Consider the following 22669-nt stretch of genomic DNA (forward strand, 5'->3'; position numbering starts at 1 on the left):
GTTGTATGGGATAAAAATACAGGAAAGCCTATTTACAACGCTATAGTTTGGCAGTGTAGAAGAACTGCTAGTATATGTGATGATCTAAAAAAACGTGGACTTAGTGACTATGTAAAAGAAAACACAGGACTCTTAATAGATGCATATTTCTCTGGAACAAAGATTAAATGGATACTTGATAATGTAGAAGGTGCTAGAGAAAAAGCTGAAAAAGGAGAACTATTATTTGGAAATATAGATACTTGGCTTATATGGAATCTAACACGTGGAAGAGTACATGTAACGGATTATTCCAATGCTTCTAGAACGATGATTTATAATATCAAGGAGTTAAAGTGGGATGAAAAGCTCTTAGAAGAATTAGGAATACCAGCTTCTATGCTTCCACAAGTTAAAAACTCAAGTGAAGTTTATGGAAACACTGATCCTCAAACATTTGGAGGAGCTCAGATACCTATAGCAGGAATAGCAGGAGACCAACAAGCAGCTTTGTTTGGTCAAGCATGTTTCCAGCCTGGTATGGCAAAAAACACATATGGAACAGGATGTTTTATGCTTATGAATACAGGTGAGAAAAAAATACCTTCTAAAAATGGTCTACTTACTACAATAGCTTGGGGAATAGATGGTAAAGTTGAATATGCACTAGAAGGTAGTATATTTGTAGCTGGGGCTGTAGTACAGTGGATGAGAGATGAACTTCAAATAGTTCATGATGCAAGGGATACAGAATACTTTGCAAGAAAAGTTGAAGATACTGGAGGAGTATATCTAGTACCAGCTTTTGTAGGACTTGGAGCTCCGCATTGGGATATGTATGCACGAGGTACTTTAGTAGGGCTTACTCGTGGAACAGGTAGAAATCATATAATAAGAGCAGGATTAGAGTCTATAGCCTATCAAACTAGAGATGTATTAGAAGCTATGGAAGAAGATTCTGGTATAGACTTGAAGACTTTGAAGGTAGATGGTGGTGCAGTTGAAAATAACTTCTTAATGGATTTCCAAGCTGATATCTTGGATGTGCCAGTTCATAGACCTCATACAATAGAAACTACTGCACTAGGAGCTGCATATCTGGCAGGTCTTGCAGTAGGATTTTGGGCAAGTAAAAATGATATTAAAAATAGATGGAGTGTAGATAGAATATTTGAACCTTCCATGGAAGAAGAGAAAAGAGAAAAGCTATATAAGGGATGGGAAAAAGCAATTAGTAGATCTACTAATTGGGAAGAAGAATAAAAATAAGAAGATTTTAAAATCCATAGTAAGCTTATAATATTACCCTATAGTATAGATAAATTTTCAAAGTTTATTTTATAGGGTATGTTTATGTATAACAAAAGCAAAAAATACATAAAATAAAAGGATTAAACTATTTAATAAGAAATTTATAATAAATATAGGAAAATGTTTTCAAAAACTCTTGACAAAGTTTTTTAATGGTGATAAACTATTATCACAGTGAAAAACTTACAAAAGTAAAATTATAAAAAATAAATGGAGGTTTTAGAATGTCAGTAAAATATATACCAGAACCATTTAGAATTAAAATGGTAGAACCTATTAAAATGTTAACAAGAGAAGAAAGAGAAGAAAAGATAAAAGAAGCTAAATATAATATGTTTAGTCTTAAAGGTGAAGATGTTTATATAGACCTTTTAACAGATTCAGGAACTAATGCTATGAGTGATATTCAATGGGCAGGAGTTATGCGTGGAGATGAAGCATATGCTGGCGGAAGAAGTTATTATAACCTAGTAGAAGCAGCTCAAGATATATTTGGATACGAGCATATTCAACCAGTTCATCAAGGACGTGCTGCTGAAAAGGTACTATTTGGTCTTTTATTAGAAGAAGGAAAATATGGTATTTCTAATATGTTCTTTGATACTACAAGAGCTCATGTTGAATTAGCTGGAGCAAGAGCTATTGACTGTGTAGTAGAAGAAGCTAAAGATCCATCACTTAGAGCACCTTTTAAAGGAAATATGGATGTTGAAAAATTAGAAAAACTTATAAATGAACATGGCAAAGAAAAAATTGGAGTAGTTGTAATGACTATTACTAACAACTCAGCTGGTGGTCAACCTGTATCTATGCAAAACATGAAAGAGACTGCAGCCATATGTAAAAAATATGGTATAACTCTAGTAATAGATGCTGCTAGATATGCAGAAAATGCTTACTTTATAAAGTTAAGAGAAGAAGGATATGCAGAAAAGAGCGTTAAAGAAATTACAAGAGAAATGTTTTCTTATGCTGACATCTTTACTATGAGTGCGAAAAAGGATACAATAGTAAATATGGGTGGACTTCTTGCAATTAAAGAAGATGCAGAATTATTCCAATTAGTAAAGGGAAGAACAATCTCATTTGAAGGATTTACTACTTACGGTGGTTTATCAGGAAGAGATCTTGAAGCTCTTGCTATAGGTCTTTATGAAGGTATAGATGAAGATTATTTAAAATATAGACATGGACAAATGGAGTATCTTGCTGCTAGATTAGATGATGCTGGAATAGCTTATCAGTCACCAGTAGGAGGACATGGAGTATTTGTAGATGCAAAAGCATTACTTCCTAACATTCCATATAATGAGTATCCAGGTCAAGCTCTAGCTATAGAATTATATAAAGAAGCTGGAATCAGAACTTGTGATATAGGTTCATACATGCTTGGTAATGATCCAGATACTGGAGAACAACTCCAAGCAGACTTTGAATTTACAAGACTTGCAATTCCAAGAAGAGTTTATACTCAATCTCATGTTGATGTAATGGCAGATGCACTTATTGCTATTAAGAAAAGAGCAGATGAAATTAAAGGATATGAAATTACTTGGGAGCCACCAGTACTTCGTCACTTCCAAGCAAGTTTAAAACCATTAGTAAAATAAGAAACTTATAATAAGATTTATAATTTATAATGGATAATGACCTGTCATTATCCATTATAAATATAAAAATATATGTAGGGGAGAGAATCTATGGTAGATAAGAATAATAATAATAATCCTGAAACATTGGAAAACGATTCCAGAGAAACCTTTGGTTCTAAATTTGGATTTGTACTAGCATGTGTAGGGTCAGCTGTAGGGATGGGAAATATATGGTTATTCCCATATAGGGTTGGAGAATTTGGAGGAGCAGCATTTCTAATTCCATACTTTATATTTGTAGTTGTAATTGGATTTACTGGAGTTATAGGCGAGATGTCTTTTGGTCGTGCAATGCGTACAGGACCTCTTGGTTCATTTAAAAAAGCTTTTAAAAGAAGAAACAAAGATTACGGAGCGACTGTAGGAATGATACCAGTTATAGGGTCACTTGGTATAGCAATAGGATATTCAGTAGTAGTAGGATGGATTTTAAGATTCTTAATTGGATCATTTACAGGATCTATGCTAGGCGCAGAAAATAGTGGAGCATACTTTGGACAGATAGCGGGAACTTTCGGGAGTACAACATGGCACTTATTAGGGCTTTTAATTCTTCTTGTAATACTTTCTCTTGGAGTTGCTGATGGTATAGAAAAGGTAAATAAGGTTTTAATGCCAGCATTCTTTGGACTATTTTTAATACTTGCTATAAGAATAGCTTTTTTACCAGGAGCTATGGAAGGATATAAGTTTATGTTTGTCCCTAGATGGGAAGCTTTACTTAGTCCAAAAACCTGGGTATTTGCATTAGGACAAGCATTCTTTTCACTTTCTTTAGCAGGGTCTGGAACAGTAGTATATGGTTCATATCTAAAGAAAAATGAAGATGTTGTAGATGCAGCTAAATATATAGTTATATTTGATGTTATGGCAGCTATGCTTGCAGCTTTAGTTATATTACCTGCTGTATTTGCATACAATCTTGATCCAGCAGCAGGACCACCACTTATGTTTATAACATTACCAGAGGTATTTAAACAAATGCCACTTGGAAATTTATTTGCAATAGTGTTCTTTGTAGCAGTATTCTTTGCAGCAACTACATCACTTATGAACCTTATGGAAACACCAATTGAAGCAATTCAAGAAAAATTTAAAATCTCTAGACTTAAATCAGTTTCTTTAGTAATAGGTCTTACAGCACTTGTAGGAGTCTTTATTGAAAATGGAGATGTAGTTTCTATATGGATGGATGTAATCTCAATATATGTAATACCACTTGGTGCACTTCTTGCAGGAGTAGTATTCTTCTGGATAGCAGGAGAAGGATTTGCAAGAGAAGCTGTTCAAATGGGTAGAGAAAAGAAACTCGGAGCATGGTTTGAACCTATGACAAAATATGTATTTGTAGGACTAACTATACTTGTATATATAATGGGAATTATTTACGGGGGTATTGGTTAAAATAAAATTAATACAAAAAATTATAAAAATAAAGAGGTGCCAGATGGCGCCTCTCTTTATTTATCATTAACCCTTCTTATATACCTGTAAAGTGTTGCTTCTGAAACTTGAAGTTTCTCAGCTACTTCAGACACTGCTCCCTTTAGCATGAATACTCCTTTTTCATTTAACTTTCTAACTATCTCTATTTTTTCTTCTTGTTTTAAATGGGTTACAGGAATATCTGAATAATCTAGTGTATCATCTAGTACATCGTCAGTTACAGTAGATATTGAATCTGGAATACTTTCTATAAACTCAGAAGAGTGAAGAGATTCACTTTCTATAGAAGCATTTCCATATTAGTAAGTCTTAGTATTTTCTTTGCTAGGTTTACATATTTACTTCCATCAAAGTTAATACATAACATACCAATAAAATTATTATCATCATCTTTTATAAAAAAGGAAGATGATTTTATTACCTTACCATTTCTTGTAATTCCCTTTTGGCTAACAATATAGTTGTTGTCTCGAATAGTTTGTTCAGAGATAAACTTAAATGTTGAACTGTCTAAAGGGTTTTCAATACTTCTGCCACTTATATGACTATTGGCTAAATAAATAATACTACTTTCATTATTAGAAAAATCATATAAGACTATTTCATATTCTGATCCCAATGTTTTTTCTAGAAACTCTGCTAAAAATAAATATTTTTCCCTTATTTTCTTATCCAATTGGACACCCCTTACAAATTGTCATAATAATATATTATCACATTGCAAAAGATTTTGCACTAAATTTATAGACCTTAAAAGTAAATAAATATCTTATATTTATTATTTACTATATTATAAATTTTATAAATATATTTTTAATTTTGTCACATTTGCTTATTTGTTAATATTTGCTTGATCTTAGCCTATCAGCTTTACCTTTATAGGGCTTTTAATAGCCTTTGCTTTCGAGTTTATCAAGTATTGGATAACAAAGGTCATTCTTCAAGTTAAAAGTGTTATAAAAGTAAATTTAGAACTCCTTTATATTTACAGGAACTTTATTTTAATATGTCAAATATAAAAGGATATAAAAAAAGCCAGCATCTAGATGCTAGCTTTTCTATATTAGAAATATTTTAATTTATCGCGTTGGTCCAGGCATATCATTAGACTCATCTTCTCTGTCTTCTAAAATACCTCTATGATATTTTATCAAATCATTACTTATTATATCAGATGAAAGATCTAAAATTCTTTCTGCTTCTTCAATTCTGCCTTCTAGGTCTATATCCAAGTCTTCTATAGAAAGTAGCTCATTAGTTTTCATATCGTAAATATCAGAAGTAGAAGAAGAGTAATAGTAGTTTTTATCTACATAACCTCCATCTGGAAAGGTAATGCTATTTTCTTCTAGATTAAATATATCATTTCCCATTTGATAAGGATTATATATATCAAGCATATTAGAAAGAGTAGGCATAACATCTATCATACCTATAGGCTCTTCTACAGTTCTAGAAAGTGTTTTATCTTTAGTCCAAAGAACAAGTGGAGTTTTTCTTATTTGTTTTAAATAAGCATTATTTATCTTTATATACTCAGGATCAGTTTTTTCTAAAAATGTATCTGTTTCTTCATTGTAGTTATATATTTTTTCGTAATCTGCAGTTGATACCTTTGCATGATGGTCTCCATATATTAAGATTGCAGCATTATCTAATAATCCTTCTTTATCCATTTCTTCTATGAAGATTTCTAGGGATCTATCTGCATAGTTTAATGATTTTAAATAATTAGATATATCTGTTCCTTCTAAATATCCTGTATCAAAGTCTCCATAGGTTTCTAAATCATCAAAAGGATAGTGATGAGAAAGAGAAATAATTGTTGACATAATTGGCATATCTTTTTCTTCTTTTATAGCCTTTATTTTTTGAACGGATTGTTTATAGAAGGATTCATCACTAAGGCCAAGACCTACTTCTTCATCTATATCGTATGATTTCTTACTTATAAAGTCTTGATATCCAAGATTTTCGTGCATTACATCTCTATTCCAAAAGCTACCATCATTACCATGCATACTCATGGTATAGTATCCTTCTTCATCTAAAAGCTTTTGTATAGTTTGGTATTCTTTACCGCTATGGTCTATAAAAACTGTTCCATTGTTTATAGGATATAGTGAAGTAGAAAATGTAAACTCAGAGTCACTACTAGTACCTATAGAATGTTGGGGGTAAAAGTTGTTAAAGAACAGACCCTCTCTTGTTAACTGGTTTAAAAATGGTGTAACTTCTCCATCTCCAAACTCTAAATCCATAGCAAAATTTTGTGCACTTTCGTAGTGGATTACATATAAGTCTTTTCCTTTTAATATATCTGTATATTCATTATCAATTTTTTTATTCTGATTAGTATTTATTAAATTATCTAAACTTTCATCGTAGTTATCTAAGTCTACTTTTTCAGGCTTTGGTACTAATGCTGATTTAACTATATCTGCTGTAGCATATGAATATATACCAAGTTGTTCTACTAGGTAAGACCTATTCCACTGTTTTCTTAATCTAGAAAGATCAGTAGAAGTTAAAGTAAGTGAAACCAGTAGTAGCATGGTAGTTCCAAGTATAAATGGTCTTATAATAGCCCTTTTAGATTTAGATTCTTTATTTTCTACAAAATAGCCTTTCTTTTTTAGTTTTCTAAAAGCAATTATTAGAAGGGTTGTTGGAATTGCAAATATTAAAACCTTTAAATCTAAAGTTTCAGATACACTGTTTTTCATTTTACCAAGTTGTGATGCTTGGTTTAAAAATGTAACTGATATAAAGGAGTTAAAGTGAGTGTAATATAAGTAATTTGCAGCACTTAAAAAACTAAATATACCAGAAAGAATCAAATATACATAGTTCCTATTTTTATATGATGAAAATATTGCAATAATGCTTATAATAAGTATTATTGACACGCTAGTTACAATCGGCTTTAGCTTAAATACTCCTCCTATAGTAAAGGCCCTAAGGATCAAGTCGTTAAATATCCCTCCAACTACTAAAAGAACAAGCATAATATTATTTCTAAAATTTTTATTGGTTAAATTCTTTTTATTCTTCAAATTACATCCCTCTTTTTCTTTTATTAACTTTAAAGGTTTAATTAAGTCATACACAATTATACCGTATATATATTCATATACCCATTATAATATAATATAAAGATTACATTATAATGAAAGAAATCTTACAAATCTGTAAGACTTGTATAATATTCTATTTTTATAATAGAATATTGATATGCATTATATCATAAAATTGAGATAAATACGTAAAAACGACAAAAAAACCATAAAGAATGAAAAAAGCTTGATAAAAGATAAAATTTAGTATATACTAAATTTTAATTAAATACTTAGCTAAGAAGGGAAACAGTAGAAGGTTGATACTTTTAAGAGAGTCAAAGTTATGGTGAGATTTGGCAAGTGATACTTTTGAATCCGTCCTGGAGCTAATAATCTTTTAAGGTGAACTTTTAAAAAGGTTAATTAGGGTGGCAACGCGGGTAATACTCTCGTCCCTACTAGGGGATAGGGGGTATTTTTTGTTTTTTGAAAAAAAGGAGGTAAAAAAATGTTAGATATTAGAAGAATAAGAATGAATACCAAAGAGGTAAAGGAAGCTCTAGAAAAAAGAAATGGCGACTTTCCAATAGATAAGGTATTGGAACTAGATGAAAAAAGAAGAAATCTACTGGTGGAAGTAGAAGAGATGAAAGCTAGGAGAAATAGTGTATCTAAAGAAATTCCAAAACTTAAAAAAGAAGGAAAAGATGTAGAGGAAGTTTTAGAAGAAATGAAAAAACTTTCAGACGATGTAAAAGGAAAAGATGTGCTTGTAAAAGAGATTGATGAAGAAATGAAAGCTATACTTCTTGAAATTCCAAATACTCCTAATGATTCTGTAGTTATAGGGGAAAGTGATGAAGATAATGTGGAGATTAGAAAAAATGGCACTCCAAGAGAATTTGACTTTGAAATAAAACCGCATTGGGATCTTGGTACAGATTTGGGAATATTAGATTTTGAAAGAGCTTCAAAGATTACTGGAGCTAGATTTACATTATTTAAAGGTTTAGGTGCAAGACTTGAAAGGGCACTTATTACATTTATGCTAGATGTTCACACTGAAAAATATGGATATTCTGAGATGCTTACTCCATTTATGGTAAATAGGGATAGTATGACAGGCACAGGCCAACTTCCAAAGTTTGAACATGATATGTTTCACCTTCCAGGGAAAGATTACTTTTTAGTTCCTACAGCTGAAGTTCCACTTACAAACCTTCACAGGGACGAAATATTAGAAGATGAAAATCTACCTATATACTATACAGGATATACACCTTGTTTTAGGCAAGAAGCAGGAGCAGCTGGAAGAGATACTAGAGGTCTTATAAGAAACCATCAATTTGATAAGGTGGAACTTGTAAAACTTGTAAATCCTAAAGATTCTTATGATGAACTTGAAAAACTTACAGACAATGCAGAAGAAATTTTAAGACTTTTAGATATACCATATAGAGTAGTAATGTTAAGTAGTGGTGATTTAGGATTTTCTTCAGCTAAAACATATGATATAGAAGTTTGGATGCCAAGTTATGATAGATATGTTGAAATATCAAGTTGTAGTAACTTTGAAGACTTTCAAGCTAGAAGAACTAATCTTAGATATAGGGATGAAGAAACTTCTAAGGTAGGGTATCTTCATACATTGAATGGTTCAGGTCTTGCAGTAGGTAGAACATTTGCTGCTATACTTGAAAACTATCAAGAGGAAGATGGAAGTATATCTATTCCAGAAGTTTTAAGACCATATTTAAATAGACTAGAAAAAATTGAAAAATAAATAGTAAAACTCAAAAAATCCTAGACAAATTTGTCTAGGATTTTTTAAATTTTATTAATATATTCAAAATAAGTAGAATATTATGTTAATATGATGTATAATTATAAATGACTATGTATTTCAAATATTCAGACAATAGGAGAAATACATAAAATAATAAGGGGAGGGATTTTAATGTTTAAGAAAAAGATGTCTATATTTTTAGTTATTGTATTAGTGGCTTCACTTATGGTAGCGTGTGGTGAACCAGCGGAAGAAGGCAGCAGCGATGGAGGCGGAGGCGGAGAAAAAACTTTTATCTCAATAGCAACCGGTGGAACTTCAGGTACTTATTATCCATTAGGAGGAGCAATAGCAAAGATATTTAATGATAATGTTGATGGTGTACAAGCAGATTCTCAATCTACTGGTGCATCTGTAGAAAACATTGGTCTTATAGCTGATGGAAAGGCAGAAGTAGCTTTTATACAAAGTGATGTAACTTATTATGCAGCAACTGGAACAGAAAATTTTGAAGACCAAGGTGAAGTAGAAAACTTAAGTGGTATGGCTATGTTTTATCCAGAGGTTATTCAAATAATAGCAAATGGAAAATCAGATATAAAAAGTGTTGAAGACTTAAAAGATAAAAAAGTAGCTATAGGAGCACCAGGTTCTGGTACAGAAGCAAATGCTCGTCAAATATTAGCAGCTCATGGAATGGATTATGATGATTTAGGAAAAGCAGACTTTTTATCATTTGGTGAAGCAGCAGATCAACTTAAAAACAACCAAATAGATGCAGCTTTTGTAACAGCTGGAATACCAACTTCTGCTGTAACTGAAGTATCTCAAACATCTGACATAGTAGTAGTACCAATAGATAAGGAAAAAGTTGCTGAATTAAATGCAGAATATCCTTTCTATACAGAAGTTACAATCCCTAGTGGAACATATACAAACGATGAAGACTTAACAACTACAGCAGTTATGGCAATGCTTGTAGTTCCAAAAGATTTAGACGAAGATTTAGTATACAATCTTACAAAACAATTATTTGAACAAAGACAAACAATAATAGATACTCATGATAGAGGAAATGATTTAAAGCTTGAAACAGCTATAGAAGGTATGCCTGTAGATGTTCATGCTGGATCTCAAAAGTATTACGATGAAGAAGGAATCGAGTAATAATATTAAGGGTATTGATTTTTTCAATACCCTTAAACCTTTTAAAATAATTCTTATCATTTTATTAATTTTTTTAATGGTAGCTTTGTTTCCTTTAAAAGTCTTAGTTGCAAAAGATTTTAGGACGGAAAAGTACTTAGAACTTTGGCGGGTAAAGGAAGAAGAAGAGTTTACTATTAAATATACTCACTCTGTAGAAAAGAGTCCTGTAACTGAAAAATATAAAGTTTATGAGGATGAGATAATACTTTTAGAAACAACATTTAAATCATATGGTGCTGGACTTCCTGCGACTACTGAATATGATTTTGAACTTATAGATGATGGATTTAGGATATATAATATAAATAAAAAATATAGAGATGTCATATATCGAACAGGAGCAGAAATTGCCAATCACGAAATTATAATAGGTGATAAAACATATGAATTTTTAGATTTCTCAAAAAAACGAGCAGGAGTAAGATTTAGCACCGAGAGAATAAGTCTTTTAAATTATATTATAAAAACAATTATATTATAAAGGAGTGATTATTTTGGATGAAAAAGATGTAAAGATAACCGAATCTGAAGAAAACATGAATGTTGATCAGCTTTTAGAAGAATATGATGCTGATGCTTCTAAGGTTAGAAAGTTTAAAGGAAAGTGGGCTTTGTTAGTTTCTATAATAGCAATATCAATGTCGCTATTTCAATTTTACACAGCAGGCTTTGGAACACTACTTTCTGCAAGACAAAGATCCCTTCACATAATTTTTGCATTTACACTAGGGTTTTTACTTTACCCAGCAAGAAAAAAATCTAAGAGGGATAGAGCTAGTATATTAGATTTTGTACTTATAGCATTAACATTAGTAGTATTTGGATATATATTTATATTTGTAGAAGAAATTGCAAACAAAGGTACAAATGTAACCACAATGGATCTTATCTTTGGAGCAATCGCAATACTTTTAACTCTTGAAGTCACTAGACGTGCAGTAGGACCAGAACTTCCAATAGTATCTATAATATTTTTACTATATGCTAAACTTGGTCCAAGTTTACCTGGACTTTTAGCTCACAGAGGTTTTGGATTAGAGAGAATTATATCGCACATGTATTTAGCACTGGAAGGTATAATGGGTATACCACTCGGTGTATCGGCAACCTTTGTATTTATGTTTATTTTATTTGGAGCATTCCTCGACAAAACAGGGGTAGGAAGCTTTTTTATAGACTTAGCCTTTGCAATGACAGGACACACTAAAAGTGGTCCAGCTATGACAGCAGTAGTTGCATCTGGTCTTATGGGATCTATATCTGGAAGTTCTGTTGCAAACACAGTAACAACAGGTGCTTTTACCATACCTCTTATGAAAAAAACAGGATATAAACCATATTATGCAGGAGCAGTAGAGGCAACATCATCAACAGGAGGACAAATTATGCCACCTGTTATGGGTGCAGCAGCATTTATTATGGCTGACTTTACTGGAATAGCCTATCTTAATATAGTAGCTGCAGCAGCAATACCAGCAGCACTTTATTATTTTGCTGTAGGAACTATGGTTCACCTTGAAGCATCTAAATTAGGTCTTAAAGGTCTTCCAAAGGAAGAACTCCCAGATTTTAAAAAGACTATTCTTTCGGAAGGATATTTACTTCTTCCAGTAGTATGGATAGTAACTATGCTTGTTATGCAGTTTACACCTACACTTGCAGCATTTACAGCTATTATAATGAGTGCGGTTATAGCATTTGCAGCATCTTTAATAAAGAAAAATAACTCATTTGGTATAAAATCAGTATTCGCAGCTTTTGAGTCAGGAGCTAAGGGTGCTGTTGGAGTTGCGTGTGCGTGTGCATGTGCTGGTATGATAGTTGGGGTAGTTACACTTACAGGCCTTGGTCTTAGGGTTGCAGAACTTATAGTAACATTAGCTGGTGGAAGACTTCTTCTTACATTAGTGTTTACAATGTTTGCTTCTATAATTCTTGGAATGGGTCTTCCTACAACTGCTAAATATATAGTACTTGCTACTATGGCAGTTCCTGCAATTACAAAACTAGGAGTAAACCTTATATCAGCCCATTTATTTATATTATACTTTGGAGTTGTAGCAGATATAACACCTCCAGTAGCATTGGCGGCCTATGCAGGCGCGGGAATTGCAGGGTCCAATTCTATGAAGACTGGTTTCCAAGCCTTTAAACTAGCGATTGCAGCCTTTATAGTACCATATATATTTGCAGTAGATCCATCTTTAATACTTGTAAAGGATGTAGTTGGAACGACTGTAGAGTTTTTACCTTTAGCAAGCGCTATTCCTATGATAATATCGGCAGTAATAGGCATATTGTGCCTGGCAGGAGCAGTAGAGAACTACTTTATAGATCATTGTAAAATATATGAAAGATTACTTTTAGCTGTAGCAGCACTAACACTATTAAAACCAGGACTACAAACTGATGCAATAGGTCTTGCAGCTTTAGCTATAGTATTTATTCTTCAAAGGACAAGAAAAAAGAAAACTAAGGCAACAGCATAGTAGAAAAAGATAAAAATTATAACAGTTTGATATACTCCCTTATAATAGATTAAATAAAAAAATCTTATATAAGGGAGTTTTTTATGTCTAAAAGACCTATATAACCTTATAGAGTAATTTATAAATGCATAAAAGGATATACTTATATATAAGTATATTTTTAAGGAGGTAAATCTTGAAAAGAAAAACTAATATTTGGATATGTCTTATAGTTATAGCTATATTTTTAACAGGATGTAAAGGTAAAAAATCTAGTGATTTTAAAAGTGAAACTATAATAAAAGAAAATTTTACTGAAGTGAAGGAAGATTTAAATAAATATGAAATAGATATAGAAATAGATGATGAGAATAAATCTTATAGTGGAAATCAAAAAACTAGATTTAAAAATACTACAGGAAGGGAATTAAAAGAAATATATTTTAGGCTTTATCCAAATGCTTTTAAGGATTTTGATAGTTCTCCTTCTATATTGGGACAGTCATATTCTAAAGCTGAATATAAAAAGGGATATATAAAGATGAAAGATATTTCTGTAGATGGAGAAAAATTAAAATATAAAATAGAAGGAGAAGATGAGACACTATTAAAAATAGAACTCGACAAGCCTTTATTAAAAGAATCTCAAATAGAAATAGATATGAAGTACCAAGCAAAACTTCCTACTTCAAAAGATCGTTTTGGCTATGGTGAAAATACTATGAACTTTGGTAACTGGTATCCGGTTCTTTCAGTATACGATGAAGATGGATGGAGCAAAGATCCATATTATTCAATAGGAGATCCATTTTATAGTGAAATATCAAACTATGATATAAACATAAGTCTAGATAAGGATATAGTTCTGGCAAGTAGTGGAAACATATTAGAGGAGGAAATAGTAGGAGATAAAAAAACATATAAGATAGAAGGACAGCTTATAAGAGATTTTGCTTTTTCAGCTAGTAGAGACTTTAAGATTGAAGAAGAAAAAATAGATGACACTTTAGTAAAATTATATTATCTAGATAATAATGAAACTATGATAAAAGAAGCTTTGAAATATAGTAAGGATTCTTTAAAGGTCTTTAATAAGCACTTTGGAAAATATCCTTATGGAACATATTCTGTAGTTTTAACTGAATTTCCAAGTGGAATGGAGTATCCCACTGTAGTTTTTATAAGTAAGGAACAATTTAAAGAAAAGCTTAAGAAAAACTTAGAACAAACAATAGTTCACGAAACAGCACATCAATGGTGGTATGGGCTAGTTGGAAACGATCAAGTAAATGAGGCATGGCTTGATGAAGGACTAACAACTTATTCTGAAGTAATATATATGGAAAATATATATGGAAAAAAGGCGGGAGATATATATTTTGAGGACAATATTGAAATAGGATACGATATTGTAAAAGGATATCTAGAAAAAGGAGATCAAACTGTTAATAAACCATTAAGTGAGTTTGGAGACTGGGGTGACTATGGACCTTTAGTATATACAAAAGCAGCTATGTTTTTAAGAGATATAAAAGACGAGTATGATGAGGAAATCTTTTTAGATATTTTAAATAGATATTATCAAAAGTATAAATATAAAATAGCTAGAACAGAAGATTTTTTAAAAGTGTGTGAAGAAGTAACAGGAGATAGTTTTGAATCTATGAATGAAAAATGGCTAAAATGAAATAAAAGAACTTATAGATAAAAACTATACTCTTAACATTTAAAAATATTGACAATATAGGATGGATATTATAAAATGTAAGAATAGTTGAATAAGCCCCCGTAGTTAAATGGATATAATAAACCCCTCCTAAGGGTTAGTTGCTGGTTCGATTCTGGCCGGGGGTGCCACTTTAAACTTATAAATAATATATTATTTATAAGTTTTTTTATATAAAAAAGCAGGTGAAAATATGGATGAATATTTTATGAAAGAAGCTATAAAAGAAGCTGAAAAGGCATATAAAGATATGGAAATTCCAGTAGGGGCTGTTATAGTTTTAGATGGTCAGATAATAGGACGAGGCTACAATAGGGTAGAAACATTAAAAAATTCATTAGCCCATGCAGAAATAATTGCCCTAGATGAAGCGAGTAAATCACTTGATGCATGGAGGCTTATAGACTGTACTATTTATGTTACTTTAGAGCCTTGTGCCATGTGTTCGGGTGCTATAGTAAACTCTAGGATAAAACGACTTGTAATAGGAACTTCTGATCCCAAAAGGGGATGTGCTGGCAGTCTTATTAATATAGTAAATCACAAAGGTTTAAATCATAGACTCCAGGTAAAAACTGGAGTTTTAGAAAAAGAATGTAAGACAATTTTACAAAATTTCTTTAAAAGATTAAGAAAAAATAAAAAAAATTAAAATATTTTATATAATATGGAAACATTTACATTCTCACAAATTAGCTTTTGTTAAACACTTAGCAAGATTAAATATTCTGAAAACTATAAAAAAACCTTGACAAAACCGCTTTATCCCTTTATAGTATAAATAATATACAAAAAAAGGAGGTAATATTCATGGAAAAAAGAGAAGGATTTAGTTCGAAATTTGGAATACTTGCAGCAGCTGTAGGATCAGCAATCGGACTTGGTAATATATGGAGGTTTCCATATGTAGTAGGAAAGTATGGCGGAGGTGCCTTTCTAATTGTCTATTTAGGAATAGTTGCAGCAATTGGATTACCTCTGATGTTAAGTGAGTTTGTAATAGGTAGAGAAGGTAAACAAGATGCTATAGGTTCATTTAAAAAGCTTGATTCCAAAAGACCGTTCTTTGTATCAGGAGTACTTGGAGTTTTAGCAGCCTTTTTTATTCTTTCATTTTACGGGGTTGTAGCAGGTTGGACTCTTGAATATGTATTTGCATCAATAACAAATAAATTTGCAGGACAAAGTAGTGAGCAGATTGGGAATATGTTTGGAAGCTTTATAGCAGATCCATATAGACCTATTATGTGGCAAATTGTATTTATGGGTATAACAGGTCTTATAGTTTCTACAGGTGTACAAAAGGGAATAGAAAAAGTCGCAAAAATTATGGTACCGCTATTATTAGTTCTTATTATTATACTTGATATTAAAGCGCTTAGTCTTCCAAACAGCATGGAAGGACTTAAGTTTTTATTTCAACCTGATTTTTCGGTTATAGATGGTAGGGTAGTACTAGGGGCCTTGGGGCACGCCTTTTTCTCTTTAAGTCTTGGTATGGGTATTATGATAACATATGGTTCTTATATATCAGATAAGGAAAACTTAGGCAGTACAGCCCTTCAAATATCTTTAGCAGATACCTTTATAGCTCTTCTTGCAGGAATAGCTATATTTCCAGCTGTATTTGCTTATGGAGTAGATCCAAGTGACGGAGCAGGACTTGTATTTATAACTCTTCCAAATGTATTCAATCAAATGCCTGGAGGATATATATTTTCTATAATGTTCTTTGCACTTTTAGCACTAGCGGCACTTACAAGTACTATATCACTTCTGGAAGTAGTAGTAGCATATTTAGTTGATAGTCTAAAAATGGCTAGAAAAAGAGCTAGTATATTAGCTTTTACAGGAATCACTTTAGTAGGATTCTTTGCATCACTTTCAAATGGTCCATTAGCACATTTAGACTTTTTTGGAAATAATTTCTTTGACTTTTTAGATGAAACTACAGCAAACTACTTCTTAACTACAGCAGCACTTATAAGTGTAATATTTGTTGGTTGGTTTATGGATAAGGGTAGAATAAAAGGTCAGCTTTCTAATGAGGGTAAATTTAGCATAGGATACGAAAGTATATATTTTGCTATAATAAAATATGTGGCTCCAATTGGAATAGTTCTAGTATTCTTATATCAACTGGGAGTATTTGGATTTATGGAATAAGATTAAAATCTGATAATTTAATTAATCAAATAATCATAAATAAAAAGAATCATATAGATTTATATATCTGATGCTTTATTTATAAATTATAAAAAATAAAATTTTTATTTATTATCCTAAATAAAAAGCATCAGATAGATTTATCTATCTGATGCTTTTTTTATAAAGTATCAACCTTAATATTTTTATTTATTAGCCTAAATAATTAAAATCATCGTCTAAGACATCTAATAAAGGTTCATATCCTAAATAACCGTCCTCTTCCTTTTTTAATGATAATTTTGATTTAGCATTTAACATTTTCTTAATACTATCAAGTTTAGCTATAGTTAAATCTGTTTTTTCTAGAGGTATAAGTTCGAAAGCTTCGTTTTTATCTACTCCTGACTCGATAAGAGCCTCTCTAAGAGAGTCTAAGGCCATAGGGTCTTCTGTAAATAATCTTAAACCTTTTATTATATTTTCTTCGTCCATTTCTGTGCCATCTCTTTTAAATACTTTCAATAGATTAGTTAGTCTTAACTGGTAGTCTTTATTTAAATCAGTTTCTTTTTTTGATCCAAGTTCTTTTCTTTTATCTTCTAATATTTCTTCAAGATTTGTTTTTAACTTGTCAATTTCTTTTTTGTGTAATCCTTCTAATTTTTCTGTATTTTCCTTCTCTTCTTCTTCTGAGTGAGAGCCTTGATTAAACTTATTATACTCAGCTTTTAACTTTCTTTGTTCCTTTTTATATTCATCTACACTATTTATAAATCTTTGTTTATAAGTCATCTACTATTACCTCCAATTATATTTATTATACACATTAGAAATTTTGTATATTTTTTTCATACTTAAATTAGATAAGATACATATGCCATTACTTTTTAGCTTTTTCTTTTAGTAATTTATCCTTTATAGTCCATAGTTTCAAGGATAAATCTACTACATATTCATGAGGATTTTCAAATCTTTTTACTTCTTGCCAGAGATTTTCTATGTTTTTATCAGTATGTTTTTTAATTTCCTCTATATGTGGTGTCTCATAGACTTGTTCTCCCTTATCAAAAATTCTAATTAATAATTTTTCAGCATAAAAGTTTTCTATAAGCTTTCTTTTCCAAGTAAATAGTGGGTGAAATATTTCATAAGCTTTACTATCATCAATAACTTCATCGTGAAGGGTTACAACATCAGCTATAGCCTTATGTGTATTTCTATTAAATAATCTATATACTTGTTTAAAACCTGGAGTAGTTATTTTTCCTACATTTTCGCTTATTTTTATCTTAGGAATTATCTCTCCATCATCTTCTAGAGCAGTGAGCTTATAAACTCCACCAAAGATTGGTTCACTCATAGCAGTTATAAGTCTTTCACCAACACCAAAAGAATCTATTTTAGCTCCCTGGTTTATAAGATCTCTTATAATATACTCATCAAGACCACTTGAAGCCATAATTGCGCAATCTTCAAAACCAGCTTCATCTAACATCTTTCGAGCTTCTTTAGAAAGATAAGCCATATCGCCACTATCTATCCTTATACCTTTAGGCCTAAAGCCTCTAGGTAATACTTCTTCATTAAAAACTTTTATAGCATTTGGTATACCCTCTTTTAATGTATCATATGTATCTACAAGTAGATAACAAGTATCAGGGTAAACCCTAGCATAAGCTTGAAATGCTTGGAGCTCACTATCAAAAGATTGTACCCAGCTGTGGGCCATAGTACCAACTGTAGGAATGTTAAAGTCTCTACCTACAATAGTGTTAGCAGTACCAGCACAACCGCCTATATAAGCCGCCCTTGCGCCTAAAATAGCAGATTCATAACTATGGGCCCTTCTGCTTCCAAACTCCATTACAGACCTTCCCCCGGCTGCTCTTGATATTCTATTTGATTTTGTTGCTATTAGAGATTGATGATTTATAGTAAGAAGAACCATGGTTTCTACTAACTGAGCTTGTACGATAGGACCCCTAACTATAACTATGGGTTCACCAGGAAATATAGGTGTTCCTTCTTTAATAGACCATACATCACAAGTAAATTTAAAATTACGAAGGTAATTTAAGAATTTTTCTGAAAATATGTTTCTACTTCTAAAATATTCTAGATCTTTGTCGCTAAATCTTAAGTTTTTAAGGTATTCTATAAGTTGGTCTAAGCCTGCCATTATGGCATAGCCCCCATCATCTGGAATAGATCTAAAAAACATATCAAAATAAGCGATCTTTTCTTCCATATTATTTTCTAAATATCCATTTGCCATAGTAAATTCATAAAAATCTGCAAGCATTGAAAGGTTTTTATTATCTGACCAGTCTAATTTATTCATATGCATCTCCTTAAGTTATATTATTTGTATTATAAACAAAAAAGCTTATAAATACAAGATGTAGATAGAATATCTATATGTAATTAAGATTATAAATTTAAATAAGACAAAAAAATAAATGGATGTTTTCTATAATTCTTATTAGAAAACATCCATTATTTAAAATAAAACTTGATCTTACACGAGCCTAAATGACTTTCCTTGCTTAAATCTTCTACTATATTAATCTTCTCCTCAATTGAAATTGTTGAATCAATCTTTTCTTTATTAAGTCTTGGTATCCAATACCTACGGAAACCTAAATCTTAACCATTCTTTAAACTATATTTCTTGTAATCTAAAACTAGATACTCAATTTTAAATCTTCTACATTACTTTACTATCTCTTTAATCTAATCTTTAGCTATTACAAATTGTGACTTTAAACATAAACTTGAAACTTTGTTAGGAGCAAGATTAAACTACTAAGTTACTATTGTTTCTTTGAAAATGTTGCTAGATACAATATTCTTAATACTTAAATCTTTTACTAGATAATCTTGTAAATCTCTCAATCAGATTATTTTCTAAACTCAGGACTTACTACCAAATCAATTTACCTTTTACTTTAAACCCGGTAAGTCAAGTTTTATTTACAAGCTATAAAATATATAAAGATAAATCTAAAATTTAAGGGGTATAAACTAATCTTTTTTATCTCTTATGCTTGTATTAATATTATACCCAATTAAAAATAATTAAACATCTTTTTTGAAAATAATTAAAGTTTTTTCAAAAAAGATGTTTTTATTTTAGAATACAATGCTTATATTCAGCTAAAATAGCTTTTTACACTGCTTTTAATAATTTTTCACCTTTGGGAGATATTTTAAATGTTTTTACTGGAGTCGTATTACAACTTCTAGCATAAGCGCACTTACTACATGAAGTTTGACAAGTGGGAGAGCCTAAATCTTCTATTAAGTATCCCATTCGTATAAGGCTTTTTACCATATCATTTGCCATATCCTTTCTTATATTAAGTTTTTTGCTTATAAAAGCATCGGAATAAAGATTCGTTTCATTTATTAAATTTAAAATTTCTTTAAGCAAAACAATTCATCTCCTTAAAATCCAAGTAATGTCCCAACCTGATAAACAAGCACTGCTGCTATCCAACCTATAGCAAATGTATAAAGTGAAATAAAGATTGGCCATTTATAAGAATTAGTTTCTTTTTTTACTGTGGCTATAGTTGCAGCACATGGAGTATAAAATAAAACCAAAACCATAAAGGAAACTGCAGTAAGAGGTGTAAATATTCCTTGAAGCTGTGTTGCTAAATCAGCTGCACCTTCTCCACCAGAATATACCATTCCAAGAACACCTACAACTGCTTCCTTAGCTGCTATTCCAGAAAACAGACTTACAGCTGCTTGCCATGTACCAAAGCCTGCAGGTTTAAAAATAGGAGCTACGAAAGTACCAATTTTACCTAAGAAACTTGCTTGACTTGATGGTTCAACTCCAAATGGAAGTATTGAAAGAACCCAAAGAATACTAACTACTACAAATATAACTGTACCTGCCCTATGAAGGAAGTCCCAAACCTTATCCCACATATTTCTAAGAACACTAGTTATAGAGGGAAGTCTATAAGGGGGAAGTTCCATTATAAAGTCAGAGTTTTCACCTTTAAAAAGTGTTTTACTAAATATCTTACCAACTATAAGTGCCATTGCAATACCTAAAAAGTATATTGAAAAGAGTACTATTCCACCACTATCAGGGAAAAAAGCTGCTATAAATAACATATATATAGGTATCTTAGCCCCGCAACTCATAAAGGGATTTATAAGTATTGCTATCATCCTATCTTTTTTATTTTCAAGTGTCCTAGTTGACATAATACCAGGAACATTACATCCAAAGCCTATTATCATAGAGATAAAAGTTTTACCGTGAAGTCCAAGTTTTCTCATAACACCATCCATAACATAGGCAGCTCTTGCCATGTAACCTGTATCCTCTAATATTCCTAAAAAGAAATATAAAACTACTATAAGTGGAACAAAGACTATAACGGCTGCAACACCACCAAATATTCCGTTATTGATAAAGGAGCTAAGAAGTGGAGGAGCAGATGCATTAATAAGTAGTCCTTCTACATATACACCTAGATTAACTAGTCCGTCTTCCACAAACCCTCCAAGTAAATCTTCACCGATTGTAAAGGTAAGTTGAAAAACTATAAACATTATAAGTCCAAATATTGGTATTCCCCAAAATTTGTGGGTAACTATTGTGTCTATTTTATCTGTTAAGCTAACCTTAGATTCACTAGGTCTTGTAACACTTTGAGCTAATACATTATTAACAAAACTATATCTATTATCAATGATCTCAAGTTCTAAATCAGAATCAACAGCTTCAATTTCTGCTACTTTCTTTTTTAAATCTTCACTTCCATTTTCATCTATATAACTTATGATATCTTGATCTCTTTCTAAAAGTTTGATTGCTAACCAATTGCTAGGATATATATATTCTGAATTTGCAAGAAGAGGTCTTATATTTTCCAATTCTTTTTCAATGTTTTTACTATAAGTAAATTTCTTTGAAGTGTTCTTAGAATCCATATATTCTGTTGCTGATTTCAATAAATCTTTAATTCCTTGTTTTTTTGAAGCAACAGTAGCTACTATTGGTATTCCAAGCTTTTTAGAAAGATTATCTAAATCAATTTTTATGTCTTTAGCAAGGGCTTCATCCATCATATTTAAAGCCAATACTACTTTTGTTCCCATTTCTATAAGTTGTGATGTTAAGTATAAATTTCTTTCAATATTTGTTGCATCTACTACATTGATTACTATGTCTGGGTTTCCTTTTAATATAAAATCTCTTGCAACTATCTCATCTTCTGAGAAAGCTCCAAGACTATAAGTACCTGGTAAATCTACCACATTATATTCTTTATTATTATATTTTACTTTTCCTTCCTTTTTTTCAACTGTAACTCCAGGCCAGTTTCCAACATGTTGATTTGAACCTGTAAGAGCATTGAAAAGTGTAGTCTTACCACTATTTGGGTTTCCTACTAAAGCAATTACGCTCATATCTTTTCCCCTTCCTAATAAATGATTTATTTTTCTATAAGTATTTTGCTTGCTAAACCTTTACCAATAGCAAGTTTATGTCCTTGGATATCTAAAATCAAAGGTCCAATATCATTTTTAACAATTTGAACTGATACTCCCCTATTTAAACCAAGTTCACACAATCTATTTCTTGCAGAACATCCACCTGCGATTTCACATATTATTCCTGACTCATTTCTTTTAAGTGATGAAAGACATGTCTTTTCTATAATTAAATTTTCCATTTATATTCACTCCTTATTATATTATAATACTAGGCACTGATAACGATTATCAATATCATCTATTTACATAATACAGTAAACTAATAAAAAAATCAATAGTTTTTTACTAGGAATTAAATTTTTTTTATTGTCAAGCACTTCTGAAAATGTCTGATAAAAGTTAAAAGATTAGCACCGACT

At 31.1% G+C, this 22669-nt stretch carries 18 protein-coding genes, 1 tRNA gene and 1 other annotated feature; of the genes, 11 read left to right on the forward strand and 8 right to left on the reverse strand.

Annotated elements, in window-relative coordinates; all coding sequences use genetic code 11:
- The 3 genes from glpK to ACTHW2_RS02375 form a co-directional block, all read left to right on the forward strand.
- Positions 1-1242: glycerol kinase GlpK (glpK, locus tag ACTHW2_RS02365; protein ID WP_442262128.1), on the forward strand; the 1242-nt coding region annotated here is incomplete at its 5' end.
- A gap of 272 nt (positions 1243-1514) precedes the next feature.
- Positions 1515-2900 (forward strand): tryptophanase, encoded by a 1386-nt coding sequence (locus ACTHW2_RS02370; RefSeq protein WP_442262129.1) that lies wholly within the window; start codon positions 1515-1517, stop codon positions 2898-2900.
- A 90-nt stretch (positions 2901-2990) separates the two neighbouring features.
- The gene (locus tag ACTHW2_RS02375) at positions 2991-4346 is read left to right on the forward strand and encodes a sodium-dependent transporter (RefSeq protein WP_442262130.1); all 1356 of its coding nucleotides are present in this window, start codon (positions 2991-2993) and stop codon (positions 4344-4346) included.
- A 56-nt stretch (positions 4347-4402) separates the two neighbouring features.
- Here ACTHW2_RS02375 and ACTHW2_RS02380 read toward each other — a convergent pair whose 3' ends face one another.
- The 3 genes from ACTHW2_RS02380 to ACTHW2_RS02390 all read right to left on the reverse strand — a co-directional run bounded on the left by ACTHW2_RS02380 (position 4403) and on the right by ACTHW2_RS02390 (position 7444).
- Positions 4403-4672 carry a helix-turn-helix domain-containing protein gene (locus tag ACTHW2_RS02380; protein WP_442262145.1) on the reverse strand — a complete coding sequence of 90 codons (270 nt, stop codon included), beginning with the start codon at positions 4670-4672 and terminating at the stop codon, positions 4403-4405.
- Positions 4669-5064 carry a PAS domain-containing protein gene (locus tag ACTHW2_RS02385; protein ID WP_442262131.1) on the reverse strand — a complete coding sequence of 132 codons (396 nt, stop codon included), beginning with the start codon at positions 5062-5064 and terminating at the stop codon, positions 4669-4671. The genes ACTHW2_RS02380 and ACTHW2_RS02385 overlap by 4 nt, the downstream gene beginning before the upstream one ends.
- Before the next feature lie 403 nt (positions 5065-5467).
- On the reverse strand, positions 5468-7444 hold the full coding sequence (locus ACTHW2_RS02390) for an LTA synthase family protein (RefSeq protein WP_442262132.1): 1977 nt from the start codon (positions 7442-7444) through the stop codon (positions 5468-5470).
- 290 nt (positions 7445-7734) lie between these two features.
- Positions 7735-7907 (forward strand) — a binding site (T-box leader).
- A gap of 48 nt (positions 7908-7955) precedes the next feature.
- Between ACTHW2_RS02390 and serS the strand changes: the two genes are divergently transcribed.
- The 8 genes from serS to ACTHW2_RS02430 all read left to right on the forward strand — a co-directional run bounded on the left by serS (position 7956) and on the right by ACTHW2_RS02430 (position 16802).
- Positions 7956-9230: a serine--tRNA ligase gene (gene serS / locus ACTHW2_RS02395; RefSeq protein WP_442262133.1), complete on the forward strand. Its 1275-nt coding sequence runs from the start codon at positions 7956-7958 to the stop codon at positions 9228-9230.
- 174 nt (positions 9231-9404) lie between these two features.
- Complete coding sequence (locus ACTHW2_RS02400; protein WP_442262134.1) at positions 9405-10400, forward strand: TAXI family TRAP transporter solute-binding subunit; 996 nt, start codon at positions 9405-9407, stop codon at positions 10398-10400.
- Positions 10381-10923: a DUF1850 domain-containing protein gene (locus ACTHW2_RS02405; protein ID WP_442262135.1), complete on the forward strand. Its 543-nt coding sequence runs from the start codon at positions 10381-10383 to the stop codon at positions 10921-10923. Before ACTHW2_RS02400 ends, ACTHW2_RS02405 begins: the two co-directional genes overlap by 20 nt.
- Positions 10924-10936: 13 nt before the next feature.
- On the forward strand, positions 10937-12931 hold the full coding sequence (locus ACTHW2_RS02410; protein ID WP_442262136.1) for a TRAP transporter permease: 1995 nt from the start codon (positions 10937-10939) through the stop codon (positions 12929-12931).
- Between the two features lie 175 nt (positions 12932-13106).
- A complete protein-coding gene (locus ACTHW2_RS02415) occupies positions 13107-14597 on the forward strand; it encodes a M1 family metallopeptidase (protein ID WP_442262137.1) in 1491 nt (496 codons plus the stop codon).
- Positions 14598-14692: 95 nt separating this feature from the next.
- Positions 14693-14767, forward strand: a tRNA-Arg gene (locus ACTHW2_RS02420).
- 62 nt (positions 14768-14829) lie between these two features.
- Positions 14830-15288, forward strand: coding sequence for a tRNA adenosine(34) deaminase TadA (tadA, locus tag ACTHW2_RS02425; protein ID WP_442262138.1), 459 nt, complete (start codon positions 14830-14832; stop codon positions 15286-15288).
- 158 nt (positions 15289-15446) lie between these two features.
- Complete coding sequence (locus tag ACTHW2_RS02430; RefSeq protein WP_442262139.1) at positions 15447-16802, forward strand: sodium-dependent transporter; 1356 nt, start codon at positions 15447-15449, stop codon at positions 16800-16802.
- 192 nt (positions 16803-16994) lie between these two features.
- Here the strand turns inward: ACTHW2_RS02430 and ACTHW2_RS02435 are convergent, their stop codons facing one another.
- The 5 genes from ACTHW2_RS02435 to ACTHW2_RS02455 form a co-directional block, all read right to left on the reverse strand.
- Entirely contained in the window at positions 16995-17576 is a 582-nt protein-coding gene (locus ACTHW2_RS02435) for a hypothetical protein (RefSeq protein WP_442262140.1), read from the reverse strand.
- Between the two features lie 88 nt (positions 17577-17664).
- Positions 17665-19125, reverse strand: a complete 1461-nt coding sequence (locus ACTHW2_RS02440) for a nicotinate phosphoribosyltransferase (protein WP_442262141.1) — start codon at positions 19123-19125, stop codon at positions 17665-17667.
- 828 nt (positions 19126-19953) lie between these two features.
- On the reverse strand, positions 19954-20217 hold the full coding sequence (locus tag ACTHW2_RS02445) for a FeoC-like transcriptional regulator (RefSeq protein ID WP_442262142.1): 264 nt from the start codon (positions 20215-20217) through the stop codon (positions 19954-19956).
- 14 nt (positions 20218-20231) lie between these two features.
- Positions 20232-22223: a ferrous iron transport protein B gene (gene feoB, locus ACTHW2_RS02450; RefSeq protein WP_442262143.1), complete on the reverse strand. Its 1992-nt coding sequence runs from the start codon at positions 22221-22223 to the stop codon at positions 20232-20234.
- A gap of 26 nt (positions 22224-22249) precedes the next feature.
- Positions 22250-22489, reverse strand: a complete 240-nt coding sequence (locus tag ACTHW2_RS02455; RefSeq protein WP_442262144.1) for a FeoA family protein — start codon at positions 22487-22489, stop codon at positions 22250-22252.
- Positions 22490-22669: the final 180 nt, after the last annotated feature.

Source organism: Tissierella sp. (assembly GCF_052089545.1).
GTDB lineage: Bacteria > Bacillota > Clostridia > Tissierellales > Tissierellaceae > Tissierella_A.

Bases quoted from the DNA above. Each gene is read 5' to 3' on its own strand.
- tadA (WP_442262138.1), top strand. From the start codon at position 14,830: ATGGATGAATATTTTATGAAAGAAGCTATAAAAGAAGCTGAAAAGGCA.
- ACTHW2_RS02400 (WP_442262134.1), top strand. From the start codon at position 9,405: ATGTTTAAGAAAAAGATGTCTATATTTTTAGTTATTGTATTAGTGGCT.
- ACTHW2_RS02435 (WP_442262140.1), bottom strand. From the start codon at position 17,576: ATGACTTATAAACAAAGATTTATAAATAGTGTAGATGAATATAAAAAG.
- ACTHW2_RS02375 (WP_442262130.1), top strand. From the start codon at position 2,991: ATGGTAGATAAGAATAATAATAATAATCCTGAAACATTGGAAAACGAT.
- serS (WP_442262133.1), top strand. From the start codon at position 7,956: ATGTTAGATATTAGAAGAATAAGAATGAATACCAAAGAGGTAAAGGAA.
- ACTHW2_RS02405 (WP_442262135.1), top strand. From the start codon at position 10,381: ATGAAGAAGGAATCGAGTAATAATATTAAGGGTATTGATTTTTTCAAT.
- ACTHW2_RS02430 (WP_442262139.1), top strand. From the start codon at position 15,447: ATGGAAAAAAGAGAAGGATTTAGTTCGAAATTTGGAATACTTGCAGCA.
- ACTHW2_RS02440 (WP_442262141.1), bottom strand. From the start codon at position 19,125: ATGAATAAATTAGACTGGTCAGATAATAAAAACCTTTCAATGCTTGCA.
- ACTHW2_RS02370 (WP_442262129.1), top strand. From the start codon at position 1,515: ATGTCAGTAAAATATATACCAGAACCATTTAGAATTAAAATGGTAGAA.
- feoB (WP_442262143.1), bottom strand. From the start codon at position 22,223: ATGAGCGTAATTGCTTTAGTAGGAAACCCAAATAGTGGTAAGACTACA.
- ACTHW2_RS02455 (WP_442262144.1), bottom strand. From the start codon at position 22,489: ATGGAAAATTTAATTATAGAAAAGACATGTCTTTCATCACTTAAAAGA.